The sequence below is a fragment of the Mycolicibacterium sp. lyk4-40-TYG-92 genome (assembly GCF_030209435.1).
In the GTDB taxonomy this organism is placed as follows: Bacteria; Actinomycetota; Actinomycetes; order Mycobacteriales; family Mycobacteriaceae; genus Mycobacterium.
In genome coordinates this window covers 175606-200330 of record NZ_JARVRX010000010.1, presented here as the reverse complement: position 1 = coordinate 200330, position 24725 = coordinate 175606, and the positions used below count along the sequence as shown (strand labels likewise).

The window sequence follows — 24725 nt, the reverse complement described above, 5'->3', positions numbered from 1 at the left end:
CGGCGCCCTATGGTCAAACCGGAACGACGTACCAAAGCTGATCTGATCGCCGCCGCGGCCATCGTGGTGGTGGTCGCGGTCGGCGCCGCGCTGATCTGGTGGAACAGCGACGCGCGGGCCACCGTCAGCCGGCCCGCCGACCGTCCCGTCCCGGCGTTGCACGCCGCGAAGACGGTGCCCACGACGCTGCGCGAACTGTGGACCGCCGCCAGCGGCAAGACCACGCAGCCCGCGGTCGTCGGCGGTGTCGTGGTGACCGGCGACGGCGACGAGATGCTGGGTCGCGACCCGGCCACCGGCAGCACCTTGTGGAGCTACTCGCGCGGCCGCGAGCTGTGCGGCGTCACCACCGTGTACCAGTTCGCGGTGGCGGTGTACCCCGACGGCCGCGGCTGCGGGCAGGCCAGCGCCATCGACGCGAGCACCGGACGCCGCGGGCCCGCCCGCAGCAGCCTGGCCGACGCCGAGGTGAAACTGTCCACCGACGGCACGACGATCCTGTCGTACGGCGACAGCCGGCTGGAGCAGTGGCGCTCGGACCTGGTGCGGATGATCAGCTACGGCTACCTCGACGCGGTGGTCAAGCCCGGCGTGCCGGCCTCTCCCCTGTGCCGGCTGACGTCCGCGGCGGCCAGCCCGGCGTCGGTGGCCGTCATGGAGGCCTGCCCCAAACAGAACGACCTGCGGTTGACGCTGCTCAAGGCCGCCAAGGAAGAAGACCAGCCGGACGTCAAGCGGGTGGCGCTGCCCGGTGTCGGCGTGGACTCCGACGCCCAGGTGATCGCGGTGTCCGAGACCAAGGCGGCGATCTACGTGCCGACGCCGCAGCCGTGCGTGAACATCATCGACGAAACCGGCAACACCATCGCCAGCACCCTGCTGCCGCATCCCCCGACGCCGGTGACGGCGACGACCCGGGTCGGTGACGTCGTCACCTGGTACACCGGCGACTCGGTGCTGGTCTTCGACGCCAACGGGCTGCGCTACAAGTACACCGTCAGCGCGCAGGGTGGGCAGGCACCGATCGGCCCGGCCACCATGCTGGCCGGACATCTGCTGGTTCCGGTGACCAGCGGCTACGACACGTTCGACGCGCAGAGTGGTGCCGGCCAGACGCACATCGCACTGGCCAGGCCGCCGGTCAACACCGCGGTCATCCCGGCCCTCGCCGGTTCGGTGCTGCTGGAGCAGCGCGGCAGTCAATTGGTGGCGCTGGGTCAGTGACCCGCGCCGTCACACCTCAGGAGTGAAGACCGGCAGCGCCTTGTTCTTCTTCCAGTGCTTCAGCAGCGACTGCGCCAGTTCGCGATAGGCGATGGCGCCCTTGTTCTTCCGGCCCGCGAGGACCGACGAACCGGACGCGCTGGCCTCGGCGAACCGCACCGTCCGCGGGATCGGCGGGGCGAGCACCACGAGGCTGTAGCGGTCGGCCACGTCGAGCAGGACGTCGCGGCTGTGCGTGGTGCGCGCGTCATACAGCGTCGGCAGCGCGCCCAGCAGCCGCAGGTCTGGGTTGGTGATCTGCTGCACGTCGGTGACGGTCCGCAGGAACTGGCCGACGCCGCGGTGCGCCAGCGTCTCGCACTGCAGAGGCACGACGACGTCGTCGGCGGCCGTCAGGCCGTTGAGCGTCAGCACGCCCAGGGACGGCGGGCAGTCGATGATCACCACATCGAAAGGGTCGGCACTGGTCGCCAATTTTGCGAGCGCGCGCTTGAGCGCGTACTCCCGGCCGGCCCGCATCAGCAGCATCGCCTCGGCGCCCGCCAGGTCGATGTTGGCCGGCAGCAGGGTCATGCCCTCGGCGGTCGAAACCAGCGCGACATCGGGTTCCACGTCGCCGAGCAGCACCTCGTGCACCGAGACCGGCAGCTTGTCCGGGTCCTGGCCGAGCGAAAAGGTCAGACAGCCCTGCGGATCGAGGTCGACGAGCAGTACCCGCTGGCCCTCCTCGGTCAGCGCTGCACCCAGCGACGCCACTGTCGTCGTTTTTGCGACCCCACCTTTTTGGTTGGCGACCGCAAGTACCCGTGTCACGGTGCCCATCCTGACACGCGGCCATGTGGCGCCGCTCACCGTGGGGCAGAATCTCGGGCGTGGATATCGCAGTCGACCCGACCAGACACCGGCTGCTATTGCTTCGCCACGGCCAGACCGAATGGTCGCGCAGCGGCCGGCACACCGGTCGTACCGATCTGGACCTGACCGACGAGGGACTGCAGCAGGCCCGCAGCGCCGCCTCGGCGCTGGCCGAACTGAAGCTCGACGACCCATTGGTGATCAGCAGCCCGCGCCGGCGGGCGGTGGTCACCGCCGAACTCGCCGGGCTGGACGTCGCCGAGACCACCGAACTGCTGGCCGAGTGGGACTACGGCGATTACGAGGGCCTGACGACACCGCAGATTCGCGAGCAGGTGCCCGACTGGCTGGTGTGGACGCACGGCTGCCCCGGCGGCGAGAGCCTGGCCGACGTCAGTGCCCGCGCCGACCGCGCCGTGGCGCTGGCCCTCGACCACATGGCGACGCGCGACGTGGTGTTCGTCGGGCACGGCCACTTCTCGCGGGCCGTGATGACGCGGTGGATGGAGCTCCCGGTGACCGACGGCATCCGCATCTCCATGGCGGCGGCCTCGATCTCGGTGTGCGGCTTCGAGCACCGCGTGCGCCAGTTGGTCGCGCTGGGCCTGACCGGCCACCCCAACCCGTGCCTGCCCGAGTGACCCCGGTTTTCGTGCTGGCGGGTCCCGATGGGGTGATGCTGGCAGACGGTCCGGCGCGGGCGTTCCCCGACCTGGACGACGCACGACGGGCACTGTCCGCCGACGACGTGCGGATCCTGGTGGGCGCCTTGCCTTTCGACCTCGACTCCCCCGCCGCGTTGATGGCGCCGGACGCCGTCACGTATGCCGACGCGCTGCCGTTCACCGCTGACCAGCTGCCGGCCGTCCGGATCGCGGCCAGCCTGCCGTCGCCCGCCGAACACCGGGCCCGGGTGGCCGCGGCGGTACGGGCCCTGCGCGACCCTGCGGCAGGCCTGCACAAGGTGGTGCTGGCCCGGGCGCTGCAGCTCGTCGCCGACGACGCCCTGGACCCGTACGCAATACTGAGCCGGCTCGCCGACGACCGCAGCGCCACAGCGTTTTTCACCGATCTGAGCGCAGCCGGCGCACCATACTCCGGCACCGCGCTGCTCGGCGCGAGCCCCGAACTGCTGGTGGCCCGCCGCGGCGATGTCGTGACATGCAAACCGTTCGCCGGCTCGGCGCCGCGGTCGGCCGACCCCGAGACCGACGCCGCCAACGGCGCCGCGCTGGCGGCGTCGGCCAAGAACCGGCACGAGCACCAGCTGGTGGTCGACATCATGCGTGAGGCGCTCGAACCACTGTGCAGTGAACTCGACATCGCCGCCGAACCCCAGTTGAGCGCCACCACGGCCGTGTGGCATCTGAGCACCCCGATCGTCGGCCGGCTGCGCGAAACCTCTACCACCGCACTGGACTTGGCGATCGCACTGCATCCGACGCCGGCCGTCGGCGGGGTTCCCACCGCGGCGGCGGCGCGGCTGATCAACGAACTCGAAGGCGACCGCGGGTTCTATGCCGGTGCGGTCGGCTGGTGCGACAACGCAGGCGACGGCCGGTGGGTGGTGTCGATCCGGTGCGGACAACTGGCCGCGGACCGGCTGTCCGTCGACGCCCGCGCCGGCGGCGGTATCGTCGCCGAATCCGACCCCGATGACGAAGTCACCGAGACCACAACAAAATTCAGGACGATGCTGACCGCACTGGGGGTAGCGCAATGACGGGACACGACAAATGACGACGACCATCCGACCCGCCGTTCCTGGCGACGAAGTCGAGATCACCGCGATGATCCACGAGCTGGCCGCCTTCGAGAAGGCCGCCGATCAGTGCACCGTGACCGAAGCGCAGATTCGGACCGCGCTGTTCGGCGGCGCCGAATCGGGGCAGGCCGCCGTTTCGGGCCATTTCGTCGAGGTCGACGGGCGGCCGGCGGCGTTCGCGCTGTGGTTCCTGAACTTCTCGACGTGGGATGGTGTCTCCGGCATCTATCTCGAAGACCTGTTCGTGCGCCCCGACTTCCGGCGCCGCGGCCTGGCCCGCAAGCTGCTGTCGACACTGGCACAGGAATGCGTCGAGCGCGGATACTCACGCCTGCAGTGGGCGGTCCTGAACTGGAACGTGAATGCCATCGCCCTGTACGACGAGGTCGGCGGCAAACCGCAGACCGAGTGGACCACCTACCGGGTGTCCGGGCCCGAACTGGCGGCGCTGGCCGAGGGCTGACCGGCCACAGCTGACCTTCCACGTAAATTTCTTGCCCAATTCCCTTCTGCACGTGGGCCTCGGCTGCCACCATCGGTGTTGATCCGCGGCCCGACCGATGAGGCCGGGCCGGCGAAGGGACGGCAATGCGATTCCAGCGTCGCCAGCTGCTGTCCAGGGTGAGTATCCAGTCGAAGCTCGTGGTGATGCTGGTGCTGTGCACCATCATCGCGGCGACCGTCGTCGGCGTCATCGGGTTCCGGGCCGGGCGCGCCTCACTGCGCGACTCGGTCCTGAACCGGCTCACCGAACTTCGGCAGTCGCAGTCGCGCGAGCTGAAGGACCAGCTGTCCGATCTCAAGAACTCGATGATCATCTATGCGCGCGGCGCCCACACCCAGGGCGCGCTGGCGGAGTTCACCGCGGGCTTCGACGCGCTGGCCGACAAACCGATCAGCCCGGCGCAGTCGCAGTCGATCACCGACTACTACACCAACACCTTTCTCAAGGAGGTGCAGCAGGCCAGCGGCGCCAAGCTGAACGTCGATCAACTACTCCCGAGGGACAACGCCCAGCGGTATCTGCAGGCGAACTACACCGCCGTCCGGAAGGACGACGACACGGCGGTCAAGGTCGACGACGCCCACGACGGCAGTATCTGGTCAGTCGCGAACGCCCGATACCAGGATTTCTTCCGGCAGATCGTCAACCGGTTCGAATTCCAGGACGCCATCCTCCTCGACAACCGGGGCAACATGGTCTACACCGCGTACAAAGACGTCGACCTGGGCACCAACATCCTTACCGGCCCCTACAGCGGGTCCAAACTCCGTGGCGCATACGAGAAAGCGATGTCCGCGAATTCTGTCGACTACGTGGGTATCACCGATTTCGAGATATACCAACCGGCGGAGAACCAACCCACCGCCTGGATGATCACACCGATCGTGACGGCCGGCCGCGCGATGGGTGCGCTCGCCCTGCAATTCCCGGTCACGAAGATCAACCGGCTGATGACGTTCGACAAACGCTGGAAGGAATCGGGCCTGGGCAACACCGGCGAAGTCTTCCTGGTCGGCCCCGATGACCTGATGCGCTCGGATTCCCGGATGTTCCTGCAGGATCAGCAGACCTACAAGAGCGATGTCGTCGCGGCCGGCACGCCTGCCGATGTGGCCGACCGTGCCATCGAACTGGGCGGTACCACACTGGTGCAACCGGTGCCACCGACCACCAACCGGCAGGCGCTGCGGGGCGAGTCCGGAACCCGGCTGGCCACCGACTATCTCGGTCATGAGGTGTTGTTGGCCTACGCTCCCATCACGATTCCCGACGCCGAACTGCACTGGACCATCATCGGCAAGATCGATACCGCGGAGGCTTTCCAGCGGGAGACCGCCTTCACCAGGACCATCGTGTTGACCACCGTCGGCATCATTTTCGTCGTCTGCATCGCCGCGATGTTCCTCGCGCAACTCTTCGTCCGACCCATTCGGCGGCTGGAGGCGGGCGCGCAACGGATCAGCGCCGGCGACTACAACATCAACGTGCCCGTCGAGACGCGCGACGAAATCGGCGAGCTGACAGAGGCTTTCAACGAGATGAGCCGCAGCCTGACAGTCAAGGAGGAGCTGCTCGTCGAGCAACGCAAGGAGAACGCCAAACTCCTGGCGCTGTTGATGCCGGAACCGGTCGTCGAGCGCTACCAGCAGGGCGAGGAGATCGTGCCCGAGGAGCACCAGAACGTCACGGTGATCTTCACCGAGGTCATCGGGCTGGACCGACTCCAGGCACAGTTGACGTCGCAGGGGCTCGCTGTCGTCACCGAGCTCGAGCGCCAATTCGATGCAGCCGCAGACAATCTCGGCATCGAACGCGTCCGCGCGATCCGGAACGGCTACCTGGGCAGCTGTGGCCTCAACACGCCGCGACTGGACAACGTCCGGCGGACCGTCGACTTCGCGCTGGAATGCCAACGCATCATCGACCGGTTCAACAGTGAAACCGGTAACCACCTGGGTCTGCGTGCCGGCATCGACACCGGCACGGTAAGCAGTGGTCTGGGCGGCGAATACTCCGTGGTCTACGACATGTGGGGCGCCGCGGTCAACGTCGCCTACCAGGTCAAGAGCGGTTCACCGCAGCCCGGAATCGACGTCACCGACAGGGTTTATCAGGCGCTGCAGGCCACCATGACCTTCACCTCTGCCGGCACCATGTCCGTGGACGGACAGGACGAGCCGATCTGGAGACTGGTGGCGCCGCAATGATCGCCGACGTGTTCAGCTCGGCCTGGTTCTACTGGGCCGTGGGCATCGCGATCGGATTGCCCATCGCGCTGGTCGCGCTCACCGAATGGCAGCACACGCTGCGCCGCAGGCAGAGCTTCCTGGTGCGGCCGGTGACGGTGTTGCGCAACTACCTGCTGCCCCTGGGCGCACTCCTGCTGCTGTTGACCGAGGCCCGGCAGATACCGGCCGGATCCACCTCAGTGCGCACCGTCGCAACGCTTTTCGCGTTCGTCGTGCTGGTCCTGCTGCTGTCCGGCGTGAACGCCGCGCTGTTCCAGGGCGCCCCGGCCGGAACATGGCGCAAGCGGGTTCCCACGATCTTCGTCGACGTCGCCCGGTTCGTCCTCATCGCGGTCGGTCTGGCGGTGATCTTCTCGTACATCTGGGGAGCGAACGTCCGCGGCCTGTTCACCGCACTGGGCATCACCTCGATCGTCATCGGCCTGACATTGCAGAATTCGGTGGGCCAGATCATCTCGGGCCTGTTGATGTTGTTCGAGCAGCCGTTCCAGATCGGCGACTGGCTGGACACGGCCGCCGCACGCGGCCGGGTGGTCGAAGTCAATTGGCGTGCAGTACATCTGGAGACCGGTGCCGGAACCCAAATCACCCCGAACTCGGTCCTGGCCGGGGCGTCGTTCACCAATCTGAGCCGGCCGGCCGACGCGCACTCGATCACCGTGACAACCATCTTCTCGGTCGACGATCCGCCGAACCAGGTGTGCGCGCTGCTCACGCGACTGGCCGCGGACCTGCCGATGCGGCGCCCCGACGGCACCGTGTCGGCGACCCCCGCAGGCGGGCTCCAATATCAGACCACCATTCCACTGCACTCCCCCGCCGACGACGGCGAAACGAAAAAGCTTTTCCTGCAATGGGTCTGGTATGCGTCGCGGCGGGCGGGCCTGCACCTGGACGAAGCCGAGGACGATTTCCCGACAACCGAACGGCTGGCCGAGGCCGTCGCCGAGGTCGTCGCACCGACACTACGGCTCAGCGCCGACCAACAGCGCGAGCTGCTGGGCGCCGCGAACCTGGAACGCTACGGCATCGGCGAATTGGTCCAGCGGGTCGGTGAAGTACCGGACCGGATGACGTTCATCCTGTCCGGCCGTGTTCAGCTGACCGCCAGCAGTGCCGACGGAGCGGAAACCCTGATCGGAATCCTCGAGAACGGCAGCTATCTCGGCCAGAGCACACTGACCCGCCAACCGGTCATCGGCAATGCCCACGCCCTCGACGAGGTCACCGTGGTGCACGTCGAGCGCGATCACATCGAGACGGTGGTGCAGCGAAATCCGGTGCTGCTACAGGAATTCGGCCGGGTCATCGAAGACCGCCGGGCCCACGCCCGGCGCCTCCTGAGCGCCGACTGAAACCGTCACTCCCGCTTGGAGATCCACTCCACCGTGGATGGACTGAACAACAGCCCCAGCGTGACGATGGCGACGAGCCCGACCGCGATGGCGTACTGGAGTTGGCCGGATTGGAAGACGTACCAGGCGACTCCGAGCAGCAACAGGTTGGCGAACACCCCGATGCCGCGGCCCCAGCGCCGGCCGGTGATCAACGCCCAGCCGCCGGCCAGCACCGCCCCGCCGATGCACACGAGCCAGATCGCATTGCCGTAGCCATTGACGATGTGCTGATCGGCACCGGCCAGGCCGCGCACCACATACACCGCCGCTCCGATCAGGCCCAACGCACCTTCGGCAGCCACCAGGAATCCGGCCCGGCGCACGGCCGGCGGGTGGATCGTCGGATCACTCACTACGACAACCGATCTGCCAGGTACCGCACCGCCAGTTCGTAACCGATGGGCCCAGCGCCGGCGATCACCGTCTCGGCCACCGCCGACACGTAGGAATGGTGCCGGAATGCCTCGCGCTTGTGGATATTGCTCAAATGCACTTCGGCAACCGGCAATTCGGCGGCGGTGAGGGCGTCGGCGATGGCCACCGACGTGTGGCTGTATGCGGCGGGGTTGATCACGATGCCGACACAGTCGGCGCGCGCCGCCTGGATCGCGTCGACCAGTTCACCCTCATGGTTGCTCTGCACCACGCGCACGGAGAAACCCAGTTGCGCCGCGAGTTCGGTGACGGCCTGCTCGATCTGCGCCAGCGTGGTCGAGCCATAGATTTCCGGCTGGCGAGTACCCAACAGATTCAGGTTGGGCCCGTTGACGAGGAGCAGGCGGCGATCGGTCACCCACTCACGGTACCGGCTGCGTACAGGCAGAATTGCGCAGTGCCGACCAACAGCCCGCCGACCAACAGTCAACCGTGTCGCTGCGATACCGGGGCCGAATACGACATCTGCTGCGGACCGCTGCATCGGGGCGAACGTCCCGCTGCCACCGCGGTGGCGCTGATGCGCTCGCGGTTCACCGCGTTCGCCCTCGGTGACGTCGACTACCTGTTGGCGACGTGGCATCCGAGTACCCGGCCGGCAGACCTCGATCTGGATGACGCCGTGGTGTGGCGCCGGCTGCAGATCGTCGACACCGAGGCCGGCGGCGCGGAGGACCCGGCCGGCGTCGTGCAGTTCCGCGCGCAGTACGTGCGCGACGACACTCGGCACATCCTGCACGAACGCAGCCGCTTCACGCGGGACCGCGACGGGCGCTGGCTGTACGTCGACGGGGACTTCGTGGAGTAGCCATCGGCCGACCGAGTTGCCGACGGTCCCGGCGCGGATAGGCTCGTCACCCGTGCGTGCCGTGCTGATCGTGAATCCGAACGCAACCTCGACGACCCCGGCAGGCCGGGACCTCCTCGCCCACGCGCTGGAGAGCCGCGTCGACCTGACCGTCGCGCATACCGACCACCGCGGCCATGCCATCGAGATCGGGCACCAGGCCGCCGCTGACGGCACCGACGTGGTGATCGTGCACGGCGGCGACGGCACGGTGAACGAAGTGGTCAACGGCATCCTCGGGCACGCGAACGGCGTGCCGGGCGCCTCCAACACCGCCGTCGGCGTGGTGCCCGGTGGCTCGGCGAACGTCTTCGCCCGGGCCCTCGGCATCAGCCCCGACCCGCTGCAGGCGACGAACCAGCTCGTCGACCTGCTCAGCGACTATCGGAGGGGTGTGCCCTGGCGCCGCATCGGGCTGATGGACTGCGGCGACCGCTGGTCGGTGTTCACCGCCGGCATGGGCGTCGACGGCGAGGTCGTGGCGGCCGTCGAGGCGCAGCGGGCCAAGGGCCGCAAGGTGACCGCGTCGCGGTACATCCGGGTGGCGATCCGTGAGGCTGTCGGCAGTGCCCGCAAGCCCCCGCGGTTGACGCTGCACCTGCCCGACCGGGAGCCGATCCCGGGCGTGCACTTCGCGTTCGTGTCGAATGCCAGCCCGTGGACCTATGCCAACAGCCGGCCGGTCTGGACCAACCCCACGACGACCTTCGAAACGGGGCTGGGTGTGTTCGCGACCACGAGCATGGGCATCTGGGCCAACCTGCGATTGCTACGACGGATGCTGTCGCGTACGCCACAGATCGAGGGTCCGCACCTCATCCGCGACGACGACCTGCCGTGGCTCCGCGTGACAAGCGACACACCAATTGCGTGTCAGATCGACGGAGATTTCGTTGGCCTGCGCGAAAGCATGACGTTCACGTCGGTGCCGGCGGCTCTCAATGTGGTCGCGCCCCCAGCAATAACACAGTGACCAGCGATCTTGATAACACTTTGCAATATTTAGGGCGCAGGTGGGCCAAGTGTAGTACAACTGGTCCAGGGGCCTGCCAACGCGGGTCCGCAGTGACATTGCCCACGAGTTAACGCGCCGCTATTGACATCTGTCCAGCCTGTGAAAACATCAGATGCAACAGTGCAGAAACATTTCGTGTGCACCCGTTAACAGCCGAAGTGAAAAAACATTGCGCGCTTTGCTGCGCGCCCAGTGAGGAGTGTTGACCATGGATTGGCGCCACAAGGCGGTCTGTCGCGACGAGGATCCGGAACTGTTCTTCCCCGTGGGAAACAGCGGCCCGGCCATCGCTCAGATCGCTGACGCGAAGCTCGTGTGCAACCGCTGCCCCGTGACCACCGAGTGCCTGAGCTGGGCACTCGAGTCCGGCCAGGACGCGGGTGTGTGGGGCGGCATGAGCGAAGACGAGCGTCGCGCGCTGAAGCGCCGCAACGCGCGCACCAAGGCTCGCACCGGCGTCTAGCCACCACGGCATCCGAAAATGACCCCGGCGATCCGCCGGGGTCATTTTTATGGGCCGGGACCAGCCTGACCGCGAAAGATCTTGTGCGGCTGGGTTATTGCGCCGTACCTATTGCGTAGCCCTGCCGCGGCGACCGATCGGGACGCGCAGCACCACATCCGTGCCGCCGCCGGGCGCCGCATCCATGCTCAGCGTGCCGTCGAGAACCGACGACACCTGCGTCTGCACGATCTGCAGCCCCAGGCGGTCCGAGTTCTCGAGCGTGAATCCCTCGGGCAGACCGTGCCCGTCGTCGTGGATCACGACGTCGAGCCAGCGCGCCGAACGGTCCGCCTTGATGGTCACGCTGCCCTGTTCCGTCGTCGGGTCAAAAGCGTGCTCGATGGCGTTCTGCACCAGTTCGGTGATGACCATGATCAGTGCGTGCGCGCGGTCGGCGTCCAGGACGCCCAGATCACCCTCCCGCCGCACCCGGATGGGCGCGCCGAGCGACGCCAGGTCGTTCATCATCGGCAGGATCCGGTCGATCACCTCGTCGAGGTTGACTTCCTCGTCCACCGACAGCGACAGGGCGTCGTGCACCAGCGCGATCGACGACACCCGGCGCACCGAATCCAGCAGCGCCTCGCGCGCCTCGGCGTTGTTCATGCGCCGGGACTGCAACCGCAGCAGCGCCGCCACCGTCTGCAGGTTGTTCTTCACCCGGTGGTGAATCTCACGGATCGTGGCGTCCTTGGACAGCAGCGCGCGGTCACGGCGCTTGATCTCCGTGACGTCGCGGACCAGAACCGCCGCGCCCACGGCCTGGCCGCCCACGGACAACGGGATGGTGCGCAGCAGCACCGCGGCGCCGCCGGCGTCGATCTCCATCCGCATGCTGGAGCCGCCCGCCAGGAGATCCCGGACGTGGTTCGCCAGTTCCTGCGCGTCGAAAGGATCGGAGATCAACGGACGGGTGACGCTGATCAGGTTCTGACCGTCCAGCTCGGTGGCCAGCCCCATGCGGTGATATGCCGAGATCGCGTTGGGGCTGGCGAACACCACGACCCCGTCGACGTCCAGCCGGATCAGGCCGTCACCGACGCGAGGGCTGGACCGCGACATCGGCACGTCACCGACGTTCGGGAACGTTCCCTCGGCGAGCATCCGCAGCAGATCCCGGGCGCAGTCCAAATAGGCCCGCTCGAGCGGTGCCACCTTACGGCGGTCGGCGAGCGCGGTCTGGTGCGTGAGCACCGCGACCACGTCATTGCCGTAGCGGACCGGGACCGCCTCCAGGTTCAGGCGCGAATCACCTTGTACCGCAGAGCTTTCCGCTCCCCGGCCGATGAGCCCGGTCTCGAAGGCCGCGGTGACGGCGGGCATGTCCGCGGGAGAGTTGATGGTCCCGACCGCGTCGGCGAACAGCACCGTCAGCGCGGTGTTGGGCCGAATCTGCGCCACGCACACCAGCGTCCCGTCGTCGCGCCGAACCCACATGAGGTAATCGGCGAACGACAGGTCGGCGAGCAGCTGCCATTCACCGACCACGGCATGCAGGTGGTCGACCGCATTGCCGGGCAGGACAGTGTGCTCGGCGAGCAGATCACCGAGGGTGGACACGTCGCGTTATCCCGTTCTGGGGTTGCCTAGCCGATGACGGCGATGAGGTCGCCGGCCTGGATCACGTCGCCGACGGCCACGTTGACGGACGTCACCGTGCCGGCAACCTCGGCCAGCACCGGAATCTCCATCTTCATCGACTCGAGGAGCACCACCGTGTCACCCTCGCCGATCTGGTCGCCCTCGCGAACCACGACCTCGAGCACACTGGCCACGATTTCAGCGCGAACGTCCTCGGCCATCTTCACCCCACTCGTCTACGTATCTGTACGCAGGCGGTGCCTGCGGCCTCTATTGCACCACAGCACCGCGGTTTGCAATTGGGTGGCGTGGCCGTGCGACACTGTAGGGCGAGCAACCGAACCTTTGGAGGACCATCATGGCCAAGCGTGGCCGCAAGAAGCGTGACCGTAAGCACTCGAAGGCCAACCACGGCCGGCGTCCCAACGCCTGACCTACGCCTTCAAAAACCGCCCGGCTCCTCACGGAACCGGGCGGTTTTCGTTTTCAGCCCCGCACGATGGTGGTGCGGCTGATCTCGAGTTTCAGGCGCGCACGCAGGCCCTCAGGGGCCTTCTCGCCGCTGCACTTGGTGGCGATGAGCGCCTTGACGCGCTCCTCGATGCCGTACTGGCGCAGGCAGGTGGGGCATTCCTCCAGGTGGAACCGCAGCTTGTCGCGCGTCTCCGTGGTGCATTCCCCGTCCAGCAGCGTCCAGACCTCGGCGATCACCGCGGCGCATTCGGGATGCTCCGGGTCGACCGGGCCGATCGGCGGCTCGAAATCGTGGCCCTCGGGGCGGGTGAACTCTTCGCCCATCAGGACACCTCCTGGGTGTCGAGGCTCTCTCCACGGAGGAAGCCCCGGTCCCGGGCCACGCCCGTCAACAATTCACGCAGCTGCTTGCGGCCACGGTGCAAACGGGACATCACCGTCCCGATCGGGGTATCCATGATTTCGGCGATCTCCTTGTACGGGAATCCCTCGACGTCGGCGTAGTACACCGCCATCCGGAACTCTTCCGGCAACGCTTGCAGCGCCGCCTTGATTTCAGTGTCCGGCAGCGCCTCCAGCGCCTCAACCTCAGCTGACCGCAGACCGGTCGACGAGTGCTCGGCGTTGGACGCCAGCTGCCAGTCGGTGATCTCGTCAGTCGGGTATTCCGCCGGCTGCCGCTGCTTCTTGCGGTAGCTGTTGATGTACGTGTTGGTCATGATGCGGTACAGCCAGGCCTTGAGGTTGGTGCCCTCACGGAACGAATGGAAGGCCGAATAGGCCTTCACCATGGTTTCCTGCACCAGGTCCTCGGCGTCCGCCGGATTGCGCGTCATGCGCAGCGCGCCGCCGTAGAGCTGATCGAGCAGCGGAATCGCGTCGCGCTCGAACCGCGCCGTCAGCTCCGCCTCGCTCTCTACCGCGGAACCCAGCCCGTCGATGTCGGTCATCGTGATCGAGACCGTCCCTTCTGTCGCGGCGCCACGCAACAGGTCCGGCAACTCGACCGGACGTTCCAGACATGCCGTTGGCACCTATGTCCCCTTCCGTCCGATCCTAGAGGCTGCGACCGACAACTTCGCGAGCCATTAATTGACCATGCTGACGGGAGTAACAGCACCGGACCACGCGCTTGTTCCCGGCCTCTACGCTCGCAGCCATGGCGAGCGCGGCAACCCCGGCGATCAAGGCCCTCCAGGCCGCGGGGATCAGCTACGAGATTCGGCAGTTCCGGCACGACCCGCGGGCCACGTCGTTCGGCGACGAAGCCGTCAACGAGCTCGCCGCGGACGGGTTCGTCGCGGCACAGATCTTCAAGACGCTGGTGCTCGCGGTCCCCGGCGGCCTGGCCGTCGCGGTGCTGCCCGTGCCCGACAAGCTGTCGTTCAAGGCCGCGGCGGCCGCGCTCGGTGTATCCAAGGCCGAGATGGCCGAGCAGGCCGCCGCGCAACGCTCCACCGGATACGTCGTCGGCGGTATTTCCCCGCTGGGACAACGCAAAGCGTTGCCGACGGTCGTGGACCGGTCGGCACTGGGCTGGGACCGGGTGCTGTGCAGCGCGGGAAAACGCGGATTGGACATCGTTCTGGCGCCCGCCGACCTGGTCACCGCGACCTCTGCAGTGACTGCCGAGATATGCGCTCCGCGGCAACTCCGGCGGCATAGGGTGTGCGCATGACACTGTCCGGGAAGACCATGTTCATCTCCGGTGCCAGCCGTGGCATCGGCCTGGCCATCGCCAAGAAGTTCGCGGCTGACGGCGCGAACGTCGCGCTGCTCGCCAAGACCGCCGAGCCTCATCCCAAGCTCGACGGCACCGTCTATACCGCGGCCAAGGAGATCGAAGCGGTCGGTGGCCAGGCGCTGCCGATCGTCGGTGACGTCCGCGACCCCGACTCCGTCACCGCCGCCGTGGCCCAGGCGGTCGAGCAGTTCGGCGCCATTGACATCTGCGTGAACAACGCCTCGGCCATCAACCTCGGCTCCATCGAGGAAGTGCCGATGAAGCGCTTCGACCTGATGAACGGCATCCAGATCCGCGGCACCTACGCGGTCTCACAGGCCTGTATTCCCCACATGAAGGGCCGGGAGAACCCGCACATCCTGACCCTGTCGCCGCCGATCCGGATGGAATCGGAGTGGCTGAAGCCGACCGCCTACATGATGGCGAAGTACGGAATGACGTTGTGCGCGTTGGGTATCGCCGAAGAGATGCGCGAGGCCGGCATCGCCTCGAACACCCTGTGGCCGCGCACCCTGGTCGCCACCGCCGCGGTGCAGAACCTGCTCGGCGGTGACGAGGCAATGGCCAAGGCCCGCCGCCCAGAGGTGTACTCCGACGCCGCCTACGCCATCTTCAACAAGCCGGCCCGCGATTACACCGGGCAGAGCCTGCTGTGCGAGGACGTACTGCTGGAATCCGGCGTCACCGACCTGTCGGTGTACAACTGCACCCCGAACGCCGAGCTCGGCGTCGACCTCTGGGTGGACACCCCCAACCCGCCCGGATACACCGGCCCCTGAGCCGACTACGCCGACTACGCCGACTACGCCAACTACTCGGCGGCCGGGCAGATCTCCACACCCGTGACCATGGGCGGCCACGCCACCGTCACCTCGACGAGCGCGGCCAGCGGCGCGATCGCGGGAAACGCGCGGTCCCACTGTTTCTGCACCTCCTGCACCGCATGCGGGTGCAGAAACGTCCAGGCCATCCCGATCAGCAGGTACGGCAGCGCCATCCACAGCAAGAATTCGGTCATTGCGCCGACGCTGACGCGCCGGCTGAGCAATCGGCGCATCAGATCAACTCCCCGTCCCGGCGAATCTGCCTGCGTACGTACGCCAGCAGCACATAGCTTCCGGCCTGCCGCACGAAAAGCGGCAGGAACCGGTTGACGAATGCGACCAGCCGGAACAGCGTTTCGAACAGATACTGGCGCCCGCTGCCCCACGACATACGCATCGCGTCCCGGAACACCGGCGCCAGGAAGCCTCCGGTGAGGAACGTCAGCAACGGCCGAAACGGCAGTGCCAGAACCGGATTGATCATCTTCAGGCGCACGAGGTCCGTCAGATAACCGCGGACGGCGTCGTCCATGGCGACCTTGGTACAGGCCGCGGTCCAGTAGTCGTCGAACTCGGCCCGGGTGGCCGGCCACTGGTCGGCGGTGACCTGCAGCGTGGTGCCCAGCGGGGCGGCCGACCGGTAGAACTGTTCGGCCAGTTCGGGTGTCAGCTCGCCGCGCAGCAGTTGGTAGACGTCCTCCATGCCGACGAACAGGCACGCGGCGACCCACATCTGCAGATCGCGGTCAAAAGCGTTGTAGCGCACCGGACTGTCCGGGCCGGACTGCACCTGCCGGTGCGCGGAATCGACAGCCTTGCGCATGGCCGCGCGGTCCTCCTCATTGCCGAGGATGGCCACCGCGAGGTACTGGAACGTGGTGCGGGCGCGCTTCCACGGATGCTTGAGCAGGTTCCCCGAATCCACCTTGCTCTCCACCACGCCGTACCCGACACCCGGCCACGACAGCTGCATGATGACGTTCGCCGCGCTGGCCGCCGCGCCCCAGAAGTCGGCGGCGTCGGCGATGGTCACCGGGTGCTCGTCCCAGCGTGCGGTGCGGTGCCGAATCTGGATGCGGCAGTCCGCGAGGGTGAGCGCGGGTGAATCGCCGGTCATGGCAGGCACATGTTCGTCAGCAACAGCATCGGCCAGAACACCACGGTCCGGGCGAAGACCAGCACGCGCCCGGTGCCGTGGGCCGCCTCGAAGGCGGCGGTGTGGGTCACGGCCCACAGCACACCGAGCAGCAGATACGGCGCGGCGAGCATGGCGGCGGTGCCCAGCCACTCCGCGATCGTCATCTCGAAACCGAAGATGCCCGGTGCACGTTCTTCGTCGTCGGTCATGGTGCTTTCAACCTAGGCATACAGTGGCCGCATGTCGACGTGGTCAGTCGGACGGTATGAGACCGTCGCCGAATTCATCGCCCCCATCGCCGCCGAGGTGGTCGCCGCCGTACCGCATGGCCCCGGCACCGCGCTGGTCGATCTGGCCTGTGGAACCGGCAATGCGTCCCTGCACGCCGCCGGCCTCGGTGCGCAGGTCACCGGCGTCGACATCACGCCGGAGTTGCTGGCCATCGCCGCCGAAAAGCCCGGCGGCGATGCGGTCGAGTGGGTGGCCGCCGATGCCTCCGCCACCGGACTGCCCAGCGCCTCCTTCGACGCCGCGGTGTCCAACATGGGCATCATCTTCGTCGAGCCGGCCAGCATGGTCGCCGAGATCGCCCGGCTACTCAAACCCGGTGGCGCTCTCGGATTCTCAGCGTGGGTCAGGGCCGCGGACAATCCGTTCTTCACCCCGGTCGTCGAGGTCCTGGGCCAACCGCAACCCGGCCCGTACTCACCGGAGCAGTGGGGCGTACCCGAGCTGGTCCACGAGCGGCTCGCCACCGACTTCACCGATGTGGACATCCAAAACCGAACGCTCGTCTGGCGATTCGGGTCAGTGGACGACGCGGTGCGGTTCATCACCGCGGAATCGCCCGTGCACGTGACCACCTTCACGTACCTCGACGACGACACCCGGGCCCGACTCATCGAGGCCTTCACCGCGGCGTTCGCTGCCCACGAATCATCCGACGGCACCGTCGCTTTCGACGCACCGTACGCGGTGATCACGGCGCACCGGCGCTGATCAGTTGGCCTGGTAGAGAATTCCCCGGCCGATGGCCTCGCGAATCTCCGGCAGCGCCGCCTCGGCGAGGGCGTCGGCATCCACCCCGTGATGCGCGGCCAGCAGTCCGATGAGCGTGCCCAGCGGCACCTCGCCGCGGCACCCGGCCAGCAGTGCCGTGAACACCTCGTCCACCCCGAGCACCGCACCGGGCCCGCCGGGGCGACGAACCGCGCATCCGATCTCCTGCCAGCCGTCCGGCCCGGGCAGCGAATGTTGTTCCAGCAGAACCGGGGCGGTCGACAGGCGGGCGGCCAGCAGCACGTCGTCCGAGGTGTCGCGCAGGTAGGCGCGACGGGCGAAGAACGCCTCCACCTCGATACCCGTGATGGGTTCGTCGGTGATCTCCTCGAGAATCTGCTCGGGCTCTTCACCCGGACGCGGCACGCGCAGCGAGATCAGTCCCATGCCGATCCCGCTGATGCCCTCGGCGTCGAACCAGTCCAGCCAGTCCGCGCCGCGCTGCGCGATCTGTTCCGCGGACTCACCCGCGTCGGCCAGCCACAGCGACACATAGCTGACCGGGTCGGCCAGCTCCCGCTGCACCACCCAGGCGTGCAGCCCGGTGCCGGCCAGCCAGCCCTGCACCCTGGTCCGCCAATCATCTTCCCGGACAATCCAATTGGCCATAATCTGGGCGGTGCCACCGGGCGTCAGGTAATTGCCGACGTTCTCGATGATGGTGCGGCACAGTCCATCTCCGGCGACACCCGAATCGCGATAGATGTAGTCCTGGGCACCCGCGCCGACCACGAACGGCGGGTTGGACACGATGAGGTCGAACCGCTCCCCCTCCACCGGCTCGAACAGGCTGCCGGGCCGCAGATCCCACGACATCCCGTTGATGTCCGCCGTGGCCCGCGCCAGCGTCAGTGCCCGCGGGTTGGTGTCGGTGGCCACGATGTCGGCGCAGTGCCGGTTCAGGTGCAGCGCCTGGATGCCGCAGCCGGTGCCCAGATCGAGCGCGCGTTGTACCGGAGTGCGGATCACAGCCCGCGCCAACGACATCGACGCACCGCCGATGCCGAGCACATGCTCATGCTCGACCGGCCCGGCGCGTAGCGCGGCATCCTGATCGGAGACGACGTAGAAATCGCGTTCGCCGTCGCTGTGCGGGCGGATGTCGAGGGCCGCGCTGACGGTGTCGCCCACCTCCAGCACGCCGGCCGCCGCCAACTCGGCCACACCGGCCGATGGGAACGCCGCCCGCACCCGGTCCGCCGGTTCGTCGGCACCGAGCAGAAACAGCCGCACCAACGTGGCCAGGGGGCCGCCTCCGGACGTCGCCCGCAGCGCCGGCCACCACACGCCACGGCCCATGGCGGCGTTCGCGTCGTCGCCGAGCAGTTCGGCCACGCCGTCGGTGGTGTATCCGGCCGCGCGCAGATCAGCGCCGAGGGCTTCCACCAACAACGGGTCCAGGGCGGTCAAAACAGCGTCCCTTCGGATTCGTCCGTTGCGGGCTCGATGAGTTCGGGGCCGTTGTTGCGGATGCTGTTGACCAACTTCGACACCTCCCGCGTGACGATGCGGTCCAGGTCGCCGTGCCCGCGCAGCAGCCCCTCGTCGATGGGCGCGTCGGGATCGAGCCAGCGGTCCCAGTCGCCGGCGCTGATGGTCAGCGGCATGCGGTCGTGGATGCCGGCCAGCGGACCGACCGACTCAGTCGTGATGATCGTGCAGCTGACCAACGGAAGACTGTCGCGTGACGCGCCTGCAGCCTCCCCCGTCGCTTCGCTCGCCCCTTTCGGGCGCCACGTCGTCCACAGACCCGCCATGAAGAGCAGGTCATCGTCGGCGGCGTGCATGTAGAACGGCGTCTTGGTGGCCTTCTTGCCGTCGGCGGCCGGGTTGGGCCGCCACTCGTACCAGCCGTCCATCGGGATGAGGCACCGCTTCGATTTCGCCGAACCCCGGAACGCCGGTGACGTGGTCAGTGTCTCGGCGCGCGCGTTGATCAGGAGCGGCCCCTTGGTGTCCGGCGCGCCGTCGGCCGTGGTCTTCACCCACGGCGGGATCAGGCCCCAGCGCATGGACCGGACCCGGCGGGTGGGCTCGTCGTCAGGCTCGGAATGCCGCCGCACCACGGTGCTGATGGTCGTGGTGGGCGCCACGTTGTAGTTGGCCGACGGCGCGGTGCTGCCCTGTTCACCGCCGTCTTTTGCCGCTTCCGGCGCCTTGGCGGCGCTCTCGTCCAGAGCCTGGATCTTCTCCGCCAGCAGAGCCGGGTCGGTGGTGACTGCAAATCGCCCGCACATACCAGGCAGGATAGGGGCATGGAAACGTGGCCCGCACCGTCGGTGACCGGTCCGGTGCAAGCCACTGTCACCGTGCCGGGATCGAAGTCGCAGACCAACCGAGCGCTGATCTTGGCAGCCCTGGCCACACCGCAGGGGACCTCGACCATCAGCGGCGCACTGCGCAGCCGCGACACCAACCTGATGATCGGCGCCCTGCAGGCGCTGGGCGTGACGATCAGCGGTGACGGCACCGAACTGACCGTGGGCGGCGCCATCTCCCCCGCCGACCAGGTCCGCATCGACTGCGGGCTGGCCGGCACCGTGCTGCGCTTCGTCCCGCCGGTGGCGGCTGTCGGTCGTCGTCTCGTCACCTTTGATGGCGACGAGCAGGCCAAGACCCGTCCCATCACGCCGCTGCTGGACGCCATGCGCGGCCTGGGCGTCGACATCGACGGCGACGGCATGCCATTCACCGTGTCGGGCACCGGGTCGGTGGCCGGCGGCGAGGTCCGGATCGACGCGTCGTCGTCGTCGCAGTTCGTGTCCGGACTGTTGTTGTCGGGAGCCACTTTCCGTGACGGCCTGACCGTGATCCACACCGGCGAAACGGTGCCGTCGCAGCCGCACATCGAGATGACCATCACGATGCTGCGTGAGGCGGGCGTCGAGGTCGACGACAGCGAGCCGAACCGCTGGCAGGTGTCGTCCGGCCCGATCGCCGCGCGGCACTGGGCCATCGAACCCGATCTGTCGAACTCGGTACCGTTCCTGGCGGCCGCCGCGGTGACCGGCGGCACGGTACGACTGGCCCACTGGCCGCAGCAGAGCGTGCAGCCCACCGGTGACGTCCTGGAGCTGCTGGGCAAGCTGAATACCGTTGTCCGCATTGTTGATTCGCACCTGGAGGTGCGTGGCGCGCAGGGCTACGGCGGCTTCGAGGCCGACTTGAAGGCCGTCGGTGAGCTGGCACCGTCGATGGCCGCCCTGGCCGCACTGGCCAGCCCGGGTTCGGTGTCGACGCTCTCGGGCATCGCGCATCTGCGCGGCCACGAGACCGACCGCCTCGCGGCGCTGACCAACGAGATCAACGGGCTGGGCGGCCAGTGCCGGGAGACCGACGACGGTCTGGTGATCACGGCCGTGCCGCTGCACGAAGGTCTCTGGCGGTCCTATGCCGACCACCGGATGGCCACCGCCGGCGCGATCATCGGCCTGCGGGTGCCGGGCGTCCAGGTCGAGGACATCGCCACCACAGCCAAGACGCTGCCCGATTTCCCTGGTATGTGGGCAGACCTGCTGGCCGGGAAATAGCTTGCGGGAGTACGACGAATCAGATGTCCGGGTGCGCTCGGGCAAAGGTTCGCGTCCCCGCACCAAGAACCGGCCGAGCCACGCCGACGCACGCGAGGCCATGGTCGTCACCGTCGACCGTGGCCGCTGGGGTTGTGCGCTCGACGGCAATCCCGACCACATCGTCACCGCGATGCGGGCCCGCGAACTGGGCCGCACCCCGATCGTCGTCGGCGACTCGGTGGGCATCGTCGGCGACCTGTCGGGCAAGCCCGACACCCTGGCGCGCATCGTCCGTCGCGACGAACGCCGAACCGTGTTGCGCCGCACCGCCGATGACACCGATCCGACCGAACGGGTGGTGGTCGCCAACGCCGACCAGTTGTTGATGGTGGTCGCGCTGGCCGATCCGCCGCCGAGGGCCGGGCTGGTGCAGCGTGCCCTCATCGCCGCCTATACCGGGGGGCTGCGACCGATTCTGTGCCTGACCAAAAACGATCTGGCGCCGGCCGAGCCATTTGCCGCGGAGTTCGCCGGCCTCGACATCACGATCGTCACCGCCGGCCGTGACGACCCGCTCGACGCCGTCGCACCCATGCTCGAAGGGCACGTCACCGTCCTGCTCGGCCATTCCGGCGTCGGCAAGTCCACGTTGGTGAATCGCCTTGTGCCAGAAGCGGGTCGGGCTGTCGGCGACGTGTCGGGCGTCGGCAAGGGCAAGCACACCTCGACGCAGTCGGTGGCGCTGCCGCTCGACGACGGCTGGGTCGTCGATACGCCGGGCATCCGGTCGTTCGGCCTCGCGCACATCAAGCCCGACGACGTACTGATTGCTTTCTCCGACCTCGCCGCGGCCATCGAGGACTGCCCTCGCGGCTGTGGGCACATGGGCCCACCCGCCGATCCGGAATGCGCACTGGACGAACTGACGGGCCCGGCCGTCGACCGCGTCGCCGCGGCCCGGCGTCTCCTCGCGGTCCTGAACGAGCCGATGTACTAACGCGAAAACCCCCAAAACCGTGAGGTTTTGGGGGTTTTCACGAGTGCTTTACGCAGCGGCTGCGGCGCGCTTGGCCCGACGGCGGCTACGCACGGTGGCGATGGCCGTCTTCAGACCGCGCTTGTTGCCCGTCGCCGGGTCGACGGCGCCGAAGCTCTCGTCGAGCTCGACGAACATCCGCTCGCTCCGGGTCTCCGGGGCGTCGTCGACGGTGTCGGTCAGGTACTTGTTCGGCACCGACAGCTTGGCGATGGTGCGCCACGTCTTGCCGTACTGCACCAGGAAGTTCCCGGTGGTGTACGGCAGGTCGTACTTCTCGCACAGCGCCCGAACGCGGATCGAGATCTCGTACAGCCGGTTGCTGGGCAGGTCCGGGTACAGGTGATGCTCGATCTGGTGGCTCAGGTTGCCGCTCATGAAGCGCAGCACCGGGCCCGAGTTGAAGTTGGCACTGCCCAGCATCTGGCGCAGGTACCACTCGCCCTTGGATTCGCCGACCATGTCCGTCTTGGTGAACTTCTCGGCGCCATCGGGGAAATGGCCGCAGAAGATCACCGCGTTGGCCCACACGTTGCGGATGACGTTGGCCAGGAAGTTGGCCTTCATCGTCGACTTGAACGTGGCACCCGGGGACAGGGACGTGAGCGCGGGGTACGCGACGTAGTCCTTGCCCAGCTGATGCGCGGCCTTGGTGCCGAACTCACGCACGCGGATCATCGTGGCCTTGCGGTCGTCACGGCCCTTGAAGATCTTGCCGAGCTCCAGGTGCTGCAGACCGACGCCCCACTCGAACAGCAGTGCCAGAACGGTGTTGAACCCGAGGTTGAACAGGTGATGGGGCTTCCATCGGATGTCCCGGGTGACACGAATGAGGCCGTAGCCCACATCGTCGTCCATCCCGAGGATGTTCGTGTACTTGTGGTGCATGAAGTTGTGGGTGAACCGCCAGTGCTTGGAGACCCCGTTCATGTCCCACTCCCACGTCGAGGAGTGAATCTCGGGATCGTTCATCCAGTCCCACTGGCCGTGCATGACGTTGTGGCCGATCTCCATGTTCTCGATGATCTTGGCCACGCCCAGGGTGCTTGCCCCGGCCCACCAGTACGACCGCTTAGAGCTGCGCAACAGCAGCAGGCGGCCGGCCACTTCGAGAGCACGTTGTGCCGCGATGGTGCGGCGGATGTAGCGCGCGTCGCGAACGCCGCGGCTTTCCTCGATGTCTTGCCGGATCGCGTCCAACTCGACGCCCAGAGCCTCGATATCGGCTTCGGTCAAGTGCGTGAATTCCGGTACGTCAGTGACTGCCATATCGACCTCCTTCCAATTACCTACGCTAGCGTAACCTACTCAACCGTAGGTTGCTAGACAGCAAATTCTATATTTCCGAGATCTGCGGTTTTGTTAAATATCCAACACGCAGTCGCCGGCCGCAGCCGAAACGCAAGTCTGCACCCGGCTTCCCGGTTCTCGCTCCGCTCCGGTCCGCAGATCCCGCGCGTGCCCCTCCAGCAAACTCACCACGCAGGACTGGCAGATACCCATCCGGCAGCCGAACGGCATCTGCACGCCGGCTTGTTCGCCGGCTTCCATCAGCGATGTCGCAGCATCGGCGACAACGGTCTTTCCGCTGCGCTGGAAGGTGACCGATCCACCGGTGCCCTCGACCGCAGCCCGCGACGCGGCGAAGCGTTCCAGGTGCAGCCGCACCCCGAGTCCCGCCGCCTCGTACTCCCGCTCGGCGTCGTGGAGCATGGCTTCCGGGCCACACGCCCACGCCTCGCGCGTCCGCCAGTCGGCGACTTCCTCGCCCAGCTTCGACAGGTCGAGGCGCCCCTCGGTGCGGGTGGCGCGCACCCGCAACTGGTAGCTCGGATGGTCCTCGGCCAGCTTCGCCAACTCGTCGGCGAAGATGACGTCGGCCGCGGTCGGAGCCGAGTGCAGGTGGACGATGTCGGTGATCTGGTCCCGGCGCGCCAGGGTGCGCAGCATGGACATCACCGGGGTGACACCCGAGCCGGCAGTCAGGAACAACACCTTTCCCGGCGCGGGGTCCGGCATGACGAACTCACCCTGCGGCGCCGCCAGCCGCACGATGGTGCCGGGTGCGACGCCACCGACCAGGTGGGTCGACAGGAAGCCCTCGGGCATGGCCTTCACCGTGATGGTGATGGTGTGGTCGCCGCGCGATTCCACCGGGCTCGACGTCAGCGAGTACGAGCGCCACCGCCAGCGGCCGTCCACCAGCAGACCGATGCCGATGTACTGCCCAGGGTGGTAATCGAACGAGAATCCCCAGCCCGGCTTGATCACCAGGGTTGCCGAATCCTCGGTCTCGCGGCGCACATCGACGACCTTGCCGCGCAACTCCCGCGCCGACCACAGCGGATTGACCAGTTTGAGGTAGTCGTCCGGCAGCAGCGGCGTGGTGATGCGCCCGACGAGCGTGCGCAGCGCGTGCCAGCCCGGCCGTTCCTTGGCACCGGCAACCTTGGGCCGCACCGTGTCGACCACATTGGCCGAGACCTTGATGGTGTTCTTGGCCACGTTCACTCCCGCTCGGTTGGTCGTCCTAACCTACGGTACCGTAACCTACGCACAA

At 67.5% G+C, this 24725-nt stretch carries 29 protein-coding genes; 15 read left to right on the top strand and 14 right to left on the bottom strand.

Going from position 1 to position 24725, the window contains the following annotated elements; translation table 11 throughout:
* Nucleotides 1-9 precede the first annotated feature (9 nt).
* Entirely contained in the window at nt 10-1224 is a 1215-nt protein-coding gene (locus QRN63_RS15755; protein ID WP_267318082.1) for an Rv3212 family protein, read from the top strand.
* 9 nt (nt 1225-1233) lie between these two features.
* On the opposite strand, the gene QRN63_RS15750 is transcribed toward QRN63_RS15755, so the two are convergent.
* The gene (locus QRN63_RS15750) at nt 1234-2046 is read right to left on the bottom strand and encodes a ParA family protein (protein WP_267318083.1); all 813 of its coding nucleotides are present in this window, start codon (nt 2044-2046) and stop codon (nt 1234-1236) included.
* A 50-nt stretch (nt 2047-2096) separates the two neighbouring features.
* On the opposite strand from QRN63_RS15750, the gene QRN63_RS15745 reads away from it, so the two are divergent.
* The 5 genes from QRN63_RS15745 (at nt 2097) to QRN63_RS15725 (ending at nt 7953) form a co-directional block, all read left to right on the top strand.
* On the top strand, nt 2097-2720 hold the full coding sequence (locus QRN63_RS15745; RefSeq protein ID WP_285031589.1) for an acid phosphatase: 624 nt from the start codon (nt 2097-2099) through the stop codon (nt 2718-2720).
* Between the two features lie 35 nt (nt 2721-2755).
* The gene (locus tag QRN63_RS15740) at nt 2756-3802 is read left to right on the top strand and encodes an isochorismate synthase (RefSeq protein ID WP_285031849.1); all 1047 of its coding nucleotides are present in this window, start codon (nt 2756-2758) and stop codon (nt 3800-3802) included.
* Nucleotides 3803-3815: 13 nt separating this feature from the next.
* The gene (locus QRN63_RS15735; protein ID WP_267318085.1) at nt 3816-4307 is read left to right on the top strand and encodes a GNAT family N-acetyltransferase; all 492 of its coding nucleotides are present in this window, start codon (nt 3816-3818) and stop codon (nt 4305-4307) included.
* A gap of 125 nt (nt 4308-4432) precedes the next feature.
* On the top strand, nt 4433-6556 hold the full coding sequence (locus QRN63_RS15730) for an adenylate/guanylate cyclase domain-containing protein (protein WP_285031588.1): 2124 nt from the start codon (nt 4433-4435) through the stop codon (nt 6554-6556).
* The gene (locus QRN63_RS15725) at nt 6553-7953 is read left to right on the top strand and encodes a mechanosensitive ion channel family protein (protein WP_285031587.1); all 1401 of its coding nucleotides are present in this window, start codon (nt 6553-6555) and stop codon (nt 7951-7953) included. The genes QRN63_RS15730 and QRN63_RS15725 overlap by 4 nt, the downstream gene beginning before the upstream one ends.
* 5 nt (nt 7954-7958) lie before the next feature.
* Here QRN63_RS15725 and QRN63_RS15720 read toward each other — a convergent pair whose 3' ends face one another.
* Entirely contained in the window at nt 7959-8348 is a 390-nt protein-coding gene (locus tag QRN63_RS15720) for a hypothetical protein (protein WP_267318088.1), read from the bottom strand.
* Complete coding sequence (gene aroQ, locus QRN63_RS15715) at nt 8348-8788, bottom strand: type II 3-dehydroquinate dehydratase (protein ID WP_285031586.1); 441 nt, start codon at nt 8786-8788, stop codon at nt 8348-8350. Before aroQ ends, QRN63_RS15720 begins: the two co-directional genes overlap by 1 nt.
* A 39-nt stretch (nt 8789-8827) precedes the next feature.
* Between aroQ and QRN63_RS15710 the strand changes: the two genes are divergently transcribed.
* The 3 genes from QRN63_RS15710 (at nt 8828) to whiB1 (ending at nt 10755) form a co-directional block, all read left to right on the top strand.
* Entirely contained in the window at nt 8828-9238 is a 411-nt protein-coding gene (locus QRN63_RS15710; RefSeq protein ID WP_285031585.1) for a YchJ family protein, read from the top strand.
* A gap of 52 nt (nt 9239-9290) precedes the next feature.
* Nucleotides 9291-10250, top strand: a complete 960-nt coding sequence (locus QRN63_RS15705; protein ID WP_285031584.1) for a diacylglycerol/lipid kinase family protein — start codon at nt 9291-9293, stop codon at nt 10248-10250.
* A 250-nt stretch (nt 10251-10500) separates the two neighbouring features.
* Nucleotides 10501-10755, top strand: coding sequence for a transcriptional regulator WhiB1 (gene whiB1, locus QRN63_RS15700; protein WP_043392449.1), 255 nt, complete (start codon nt 10501-10503; stop codon nt 10753-10755).
* 108 nt (nt 10756-10863) lie between these two features.
* Here the strand turns inward: whiB1 and QRN63_RS15695 are convergent, their stop codons facing one another.
* Together QRN63_RS15695 and QRN63_RS15690 are read right to left on the bottom strand one after the other, a co-directional pair.
* A complete protein-coding gene (locus QRN63_RS15695; protein ID WP_267318092.1) occupies nt 10864-12357 on the bottom strand; it encodes a two-component system sensor histidine kinase PdtaS in 1494 nt (497 codons plus the stop codon).
* 26 nt (nt 12358-12383) lie between these two features.
* Nucleotides 12384-12599, bottom strand: a complete 216-nt coding sequence (locus QRN63_RS15690) for a biotin/lipoyl-binding carrier protein (RefSeq protein WP_036421130.1) — start codon at nt 12597-12599, stop codon at nt 12384-12386.
* 137 nt (nt 12600-12736) lie between these two features.
* Here QRN63_RS15690 and QRN63_RS29730 point away from each other — a divergent pair, with 137 nt between their 5' ends.
* Nucleotides 12737-12811 carry a 50S ribosomal protein bL37 gene (locus tag QRN63_RS29730; RefSeq protein WP_085976028.1) on the top strand — a complete coding sequence of 25 codons (75 nt, stop codon included), beginning with the start codon at nt 12737-12739 and terminating at the stop codon, nt 12809-12811.
* A 53-nt stretch (nt 12812-12864) separates the two neighbouring features.
* Here the strand turns inward: QRN63_RS29730 and rsrA are convergent, their stop codons facing one another.
* The gene (gene rsrA, locus QRN63_RS15685; RefSeq protein ID WP_267318093.1) at nt 12865-13176 is read right to left on the bottom strand and encodes a mycothiol system anti-sigma-R factor; all 312 of its coding nucleotides are present in this window, start codon (nt 13174-13176) and stop codon (nt 12865-12867) included.
* Nucleotides 13176-13802: a sigma-70 family RNA polymerase sigma factor gene (locus tag QRN63_RS15680; RefSeq protein ID WP_267318515.1), complete on the bottom strand. Its 627-nt coding sequence runs from the start codon at nt 13800-13802 to the stop codon at nt 13176-13178. The genes rsrA and QRN63_RS15680 overlap by 1 nt, the downstream gene beginning before the upstream one ends.
* Nucleotides 13803-14011: 209 nt before the next feature.
* Between QRN63_RS15680 and QRN63_RS15675 the strand changes: the two genes are divergently transcribed.
* Complete coding sequence (locus tag QRN63_RS15675; protein WP_285031583.1) at nt 14012-14530, top strand: aminoacyl-tRNA deacylase; 519 nt, start codon at nt 14012-14014, stop codon at nt 14528-14530.
* Nucleotides 14527-15375 carry an SDR family oxidoreductase gene (locus QRN63_RS15670; RefSeq protein WP_267318095.1) on the top strand — a complete coding sequence of 283 codons (849 nt, stop codon included), beginning with the start codon at nt 14527-14529 and terminating at the stop codon, nt 15373-15375. The genes QRN63_RS15675 and QRN63_RS15670 overlap by 4 nt, the downstream gene beginning before the upstream one ends.
* A gap of 32 nt (nt 15376-15407) precedes the next feature.
* Here the strand turns inward: QRN63_RS15670 and QRN63_RS15665 are convergent, their stop codons facing one another.
* Genes QRN63_RS15665 through QRN63_RS15655 form a run of 3 tightly spaced genes read right to left on the bottom strand, consistent with a single transcriptional unit; the run spans nt 15408 to nt 16767 of the window.
* Nucleotides 15408-15614 carry a hypothetical protein gene (locus QRN63_RS15665; RefSeq protein WP_285031582.1) on the bottom strand — a complete coding sequence of 69 codons (207 nt, stop codon included), beginning with the start codon at nt 15612-15614 and terminating at the stop codon, nt 15408-15410.
* 38 nt (nt 15615-15652) lie between these two features.
* Nucleotides 15653-16537: an oxygenase MpaB family protein gene (locus tag QRN63_RS15660; RefSeq protein WP_285031581.1), complete on the bottom strand. Its 885-nt coding sequence runs from the start codon at nt 16535-16537 to the stop codon at nt 15653-15655.
* Complete coding sequence (locus QRN63_RS15655; RefSeq protein WP_267318098.1) at nt 16534-16767, bottom strand: hypothetical protein; 234 nt, start codon at nt 16765-16767, stop codon at nt 16534-16536. The genes QRN63_RS15660 and QRN63_RS15655 overlap by 4 nt, the downstream gene beginning before the upstream one ends.
* A gap of 31 nt (nt 16768-16798) precedes the next feature.
* On the opposite strand from QRN63_RS15655, the gene QRN63_RS15650 reads away from it, so the two are divergent.
* Nucleotides 16799-17557 (top strand): class I SAM-dependent methyltransferase, encoded by a 759-nt coding sequence (locus QRN63_RS15650; RefSeq protein ID WP_285031580.1) that lies wholly within the window; start codon nt 16799-16801, stop codon nt 17555-17557.
* Here QRN63_RS15650 and QRN63_RS15645 read toward each other — a convergent pair whose 3' ends face one another.
* Nucleotides 17558-19027 (bottom strand): DUF7059 domain-containing protein, encoded by a 1470-nt coding sequence (locus tag QRN63_RS15645; RefSeq protein WP_285031579.1) that lies wholly within the window; start codon nt 19025-19027, stop codon nt 17558-17560.
* Nucleotides 19024-19854 carry an SOS response-associated peptidase gene (locus tag QRN63_RS15640; RefSeq protein ID WP_285031578.1) on the bottom strand — a complete coding sequence of 277 codons (831 nt, stop codon included), beginning with the start codon at nt 19852-19854 and terminating at the stop codon, nt 19024-19026. The genes QRN63_RS15645 and QRN63_RS15640 overlap by 4 nt, the downstream gene beginning before the upstream one ends.
* 18 nt (nt 19855-19872) lie before the next feature.
* Between QRN63_RS15640 and aroA the strand changes: the two genes are divergently transcribed.
* Both aroA and rsgA read left to right on the top strand, forming a co-directional pair.
* Nucleotides 19873-21147, top strand: a complete 1275-nt coding sequence (aroA, locus tag QRN63_RS15635) for a 3-phosphoshikimate 1-carboxyvinyltransferase (protein ID WP_285031577.1) — start codon at nt 19873-19875, stop codon at nt 21145-21147.
* A gap of 1 nt (nt 21148) precedes the next feature.
* A complete protein-coding gene (gene rsgA, locus QRN63_RS15630) occupies nt 21149-22126 on the top strand; it encodes a ribosome small subunit-dependent GTPase A (RefSeq protein ID WP_285031576.1) in 978 nt (325 codons plus the stop codon).
* Nucleotides 22127-22174: 48 nt separating this feature from the next.
* On the opposite strand, the gene QRN63_RS15625 is transcribed toward rsgA, so the two are convergent.
* A complete protein-coding gene (locus tag QRN63_RS15625; RefSeq protein WP_267318104.1) occupies nt 22175-23434 on the bottom strand; it encodes a fatty acid desaturase family protein in 1260 nt (419 codons plus the stop codon).
* A gap of 93 nt (nt 23435-23527) precedes the next feature.
* Nucleotides 23528-24670, bottom strand: coding sequence for a ferredoxin reductase (locus QRN63_RS15620; protein WP_267318105.1), 1143 nt, complete (start codon nt 24668-24670; stop codon nt 23528-23530).
* Nucleotides 24671-24725 lie beyond the last annotated feature (55 nt).

Excerpts from the sequence above, each read along its gene's own strand:
- QRN63_RS15665 (WP_285031582.1), bottom strand. The coding sequence starts at position 15,614 with ATGACCGAATTCTTGCTGTGGATGGCGCTGCCGTACCTGCTGATCGGG.
- QRN63_RS15640 (WP_285031578.1), bottom strand. The coding sequence starts at position 19,854 with ATGTGCGGGCGATTTGCAGTCACCACCGACCCGGCTCTGCTGGCGGAG.
- QRN63_RS15650 (WP_285031580.1), top strand. The coding sequence starts at position 16,799 with ATGTCGACGTGGTCAGTCGGACGGTATGAGACCGTCGCCGAATTCATC.
- QRN63_RS15730 (WP_285031588.1), top strand. The coding sequence starts at position 4,433 with ATGCGATTCCAGCGTCGCCAGCTGCTGTCCAGGGTGAGTATCCAGTCG.
- QRN63_RS15735 (WP_267318085.1), top strand. The coding sequence starts at position 3,816 with ATGACGACGACCATCCGACCCGCCGTTCCTGGCGACGAAGTCGAGATC.
- QRN63_RS15750 (WP_267318083.1), bottom strand. The coding sequence starts at position 2,046 with ATGGGCACCGTGACACGGGTACTTGCGGTCGCCAACCAAAAAGGTGGG.
- QRN63_RS15675 (WP_285031583.1), top strand. The coding sequence starts at position 14,012 with ATGGCGAGCGCGGCAACCCCGGCGATCAAGGCCCTCCAGGCCGCGGGG.
- rsrA (WP_267318093.1), bottom strand. The coding sequence starts at position 13,176 with ATGGGCGAAGAGTTCACCCGCCCCGAGGGCCACGATTTCGAGCCGCCG.
- QRN63_RS15655 (WP_267318098.1), bottom strand. The coding sequence starts at position 16,767 with ATGACCGACGACGAAGAACGTGCACCGGGCATCTTCGGTTTCGAGATG.
- QRN63_RS15680 (WP_267318515.1), bottom strand. The coding sequence starts at position 13,802 with ATGACCGACATCGACGGGCTGGGTTCCGCGGTAGAGAGCGAGGCGGAG.
- QRN63_RS15755 (WP_267318082.1), top strand. The coding sequence starts at position 10 with ATGGTCAAACCGGAACGACGTACCAAAGCTGATCTGATCGCCGCCGCG.
- QRN63_RS15725 (WP_285031587.1), top strand. The coding sequence starts at position 6,553 with ATGATCGCCGACGTGTTCAGCTCGGCCTGGTTCTACTGGGCCGTGGGC.
- aroA (WP_285031577.1), top strand. The coding sequence starts at position 19,873 with ATGGAAACGTGGCCCGCACCGTCGGTGACCGGTCCGGTGCAAGCCACT.
- QRN63_RS15660 (WP_285031581.1), bottom strand. The coding sequence starts at position 16,537 with ATGACCGGCGATTCACCCGCGCTCACCCTCGCGGACTGCCGCATCCAG.
- whiB1 (WP_043392449.1), top strand. The coding sequence starts at position 10,501 with ATGGATTGGCGCCACAAGGCGGTCTGTCGCGACGAGGATCCGGAACTG.
- QRN63_RS15690 (WP_036421130.1), bottom strand. The coding sequence starts at position 12,599 with ATGGCCGAGGACGTTCGCGCTGAAATCGTGGCCAGTGTGCTCGAGGTC.
- QRN63_RS15740 (WP_285031849.1), top strand. The coding sequence starts at position 2,756 with ATGCTGGCAGACGGTCCGGCGCGGGCGTTCCCCGACCTGGACGACGCA.
- QRN63_RS15625 (WP_267318104.1), bottom strand. The coding sequence starts at position 23,434 with ATGGCAGTCACTGACGTACCGGAATTCACGCACTTGACCGAAGCCGAT.
- QRN63_RS15670 (WP_267318095.1), top strand. The coding sequence starts at position 14,527 with ATGACACTGTCCGGGAAGACCATGTTCATCTCCGGTGCCAGCCGTGGC.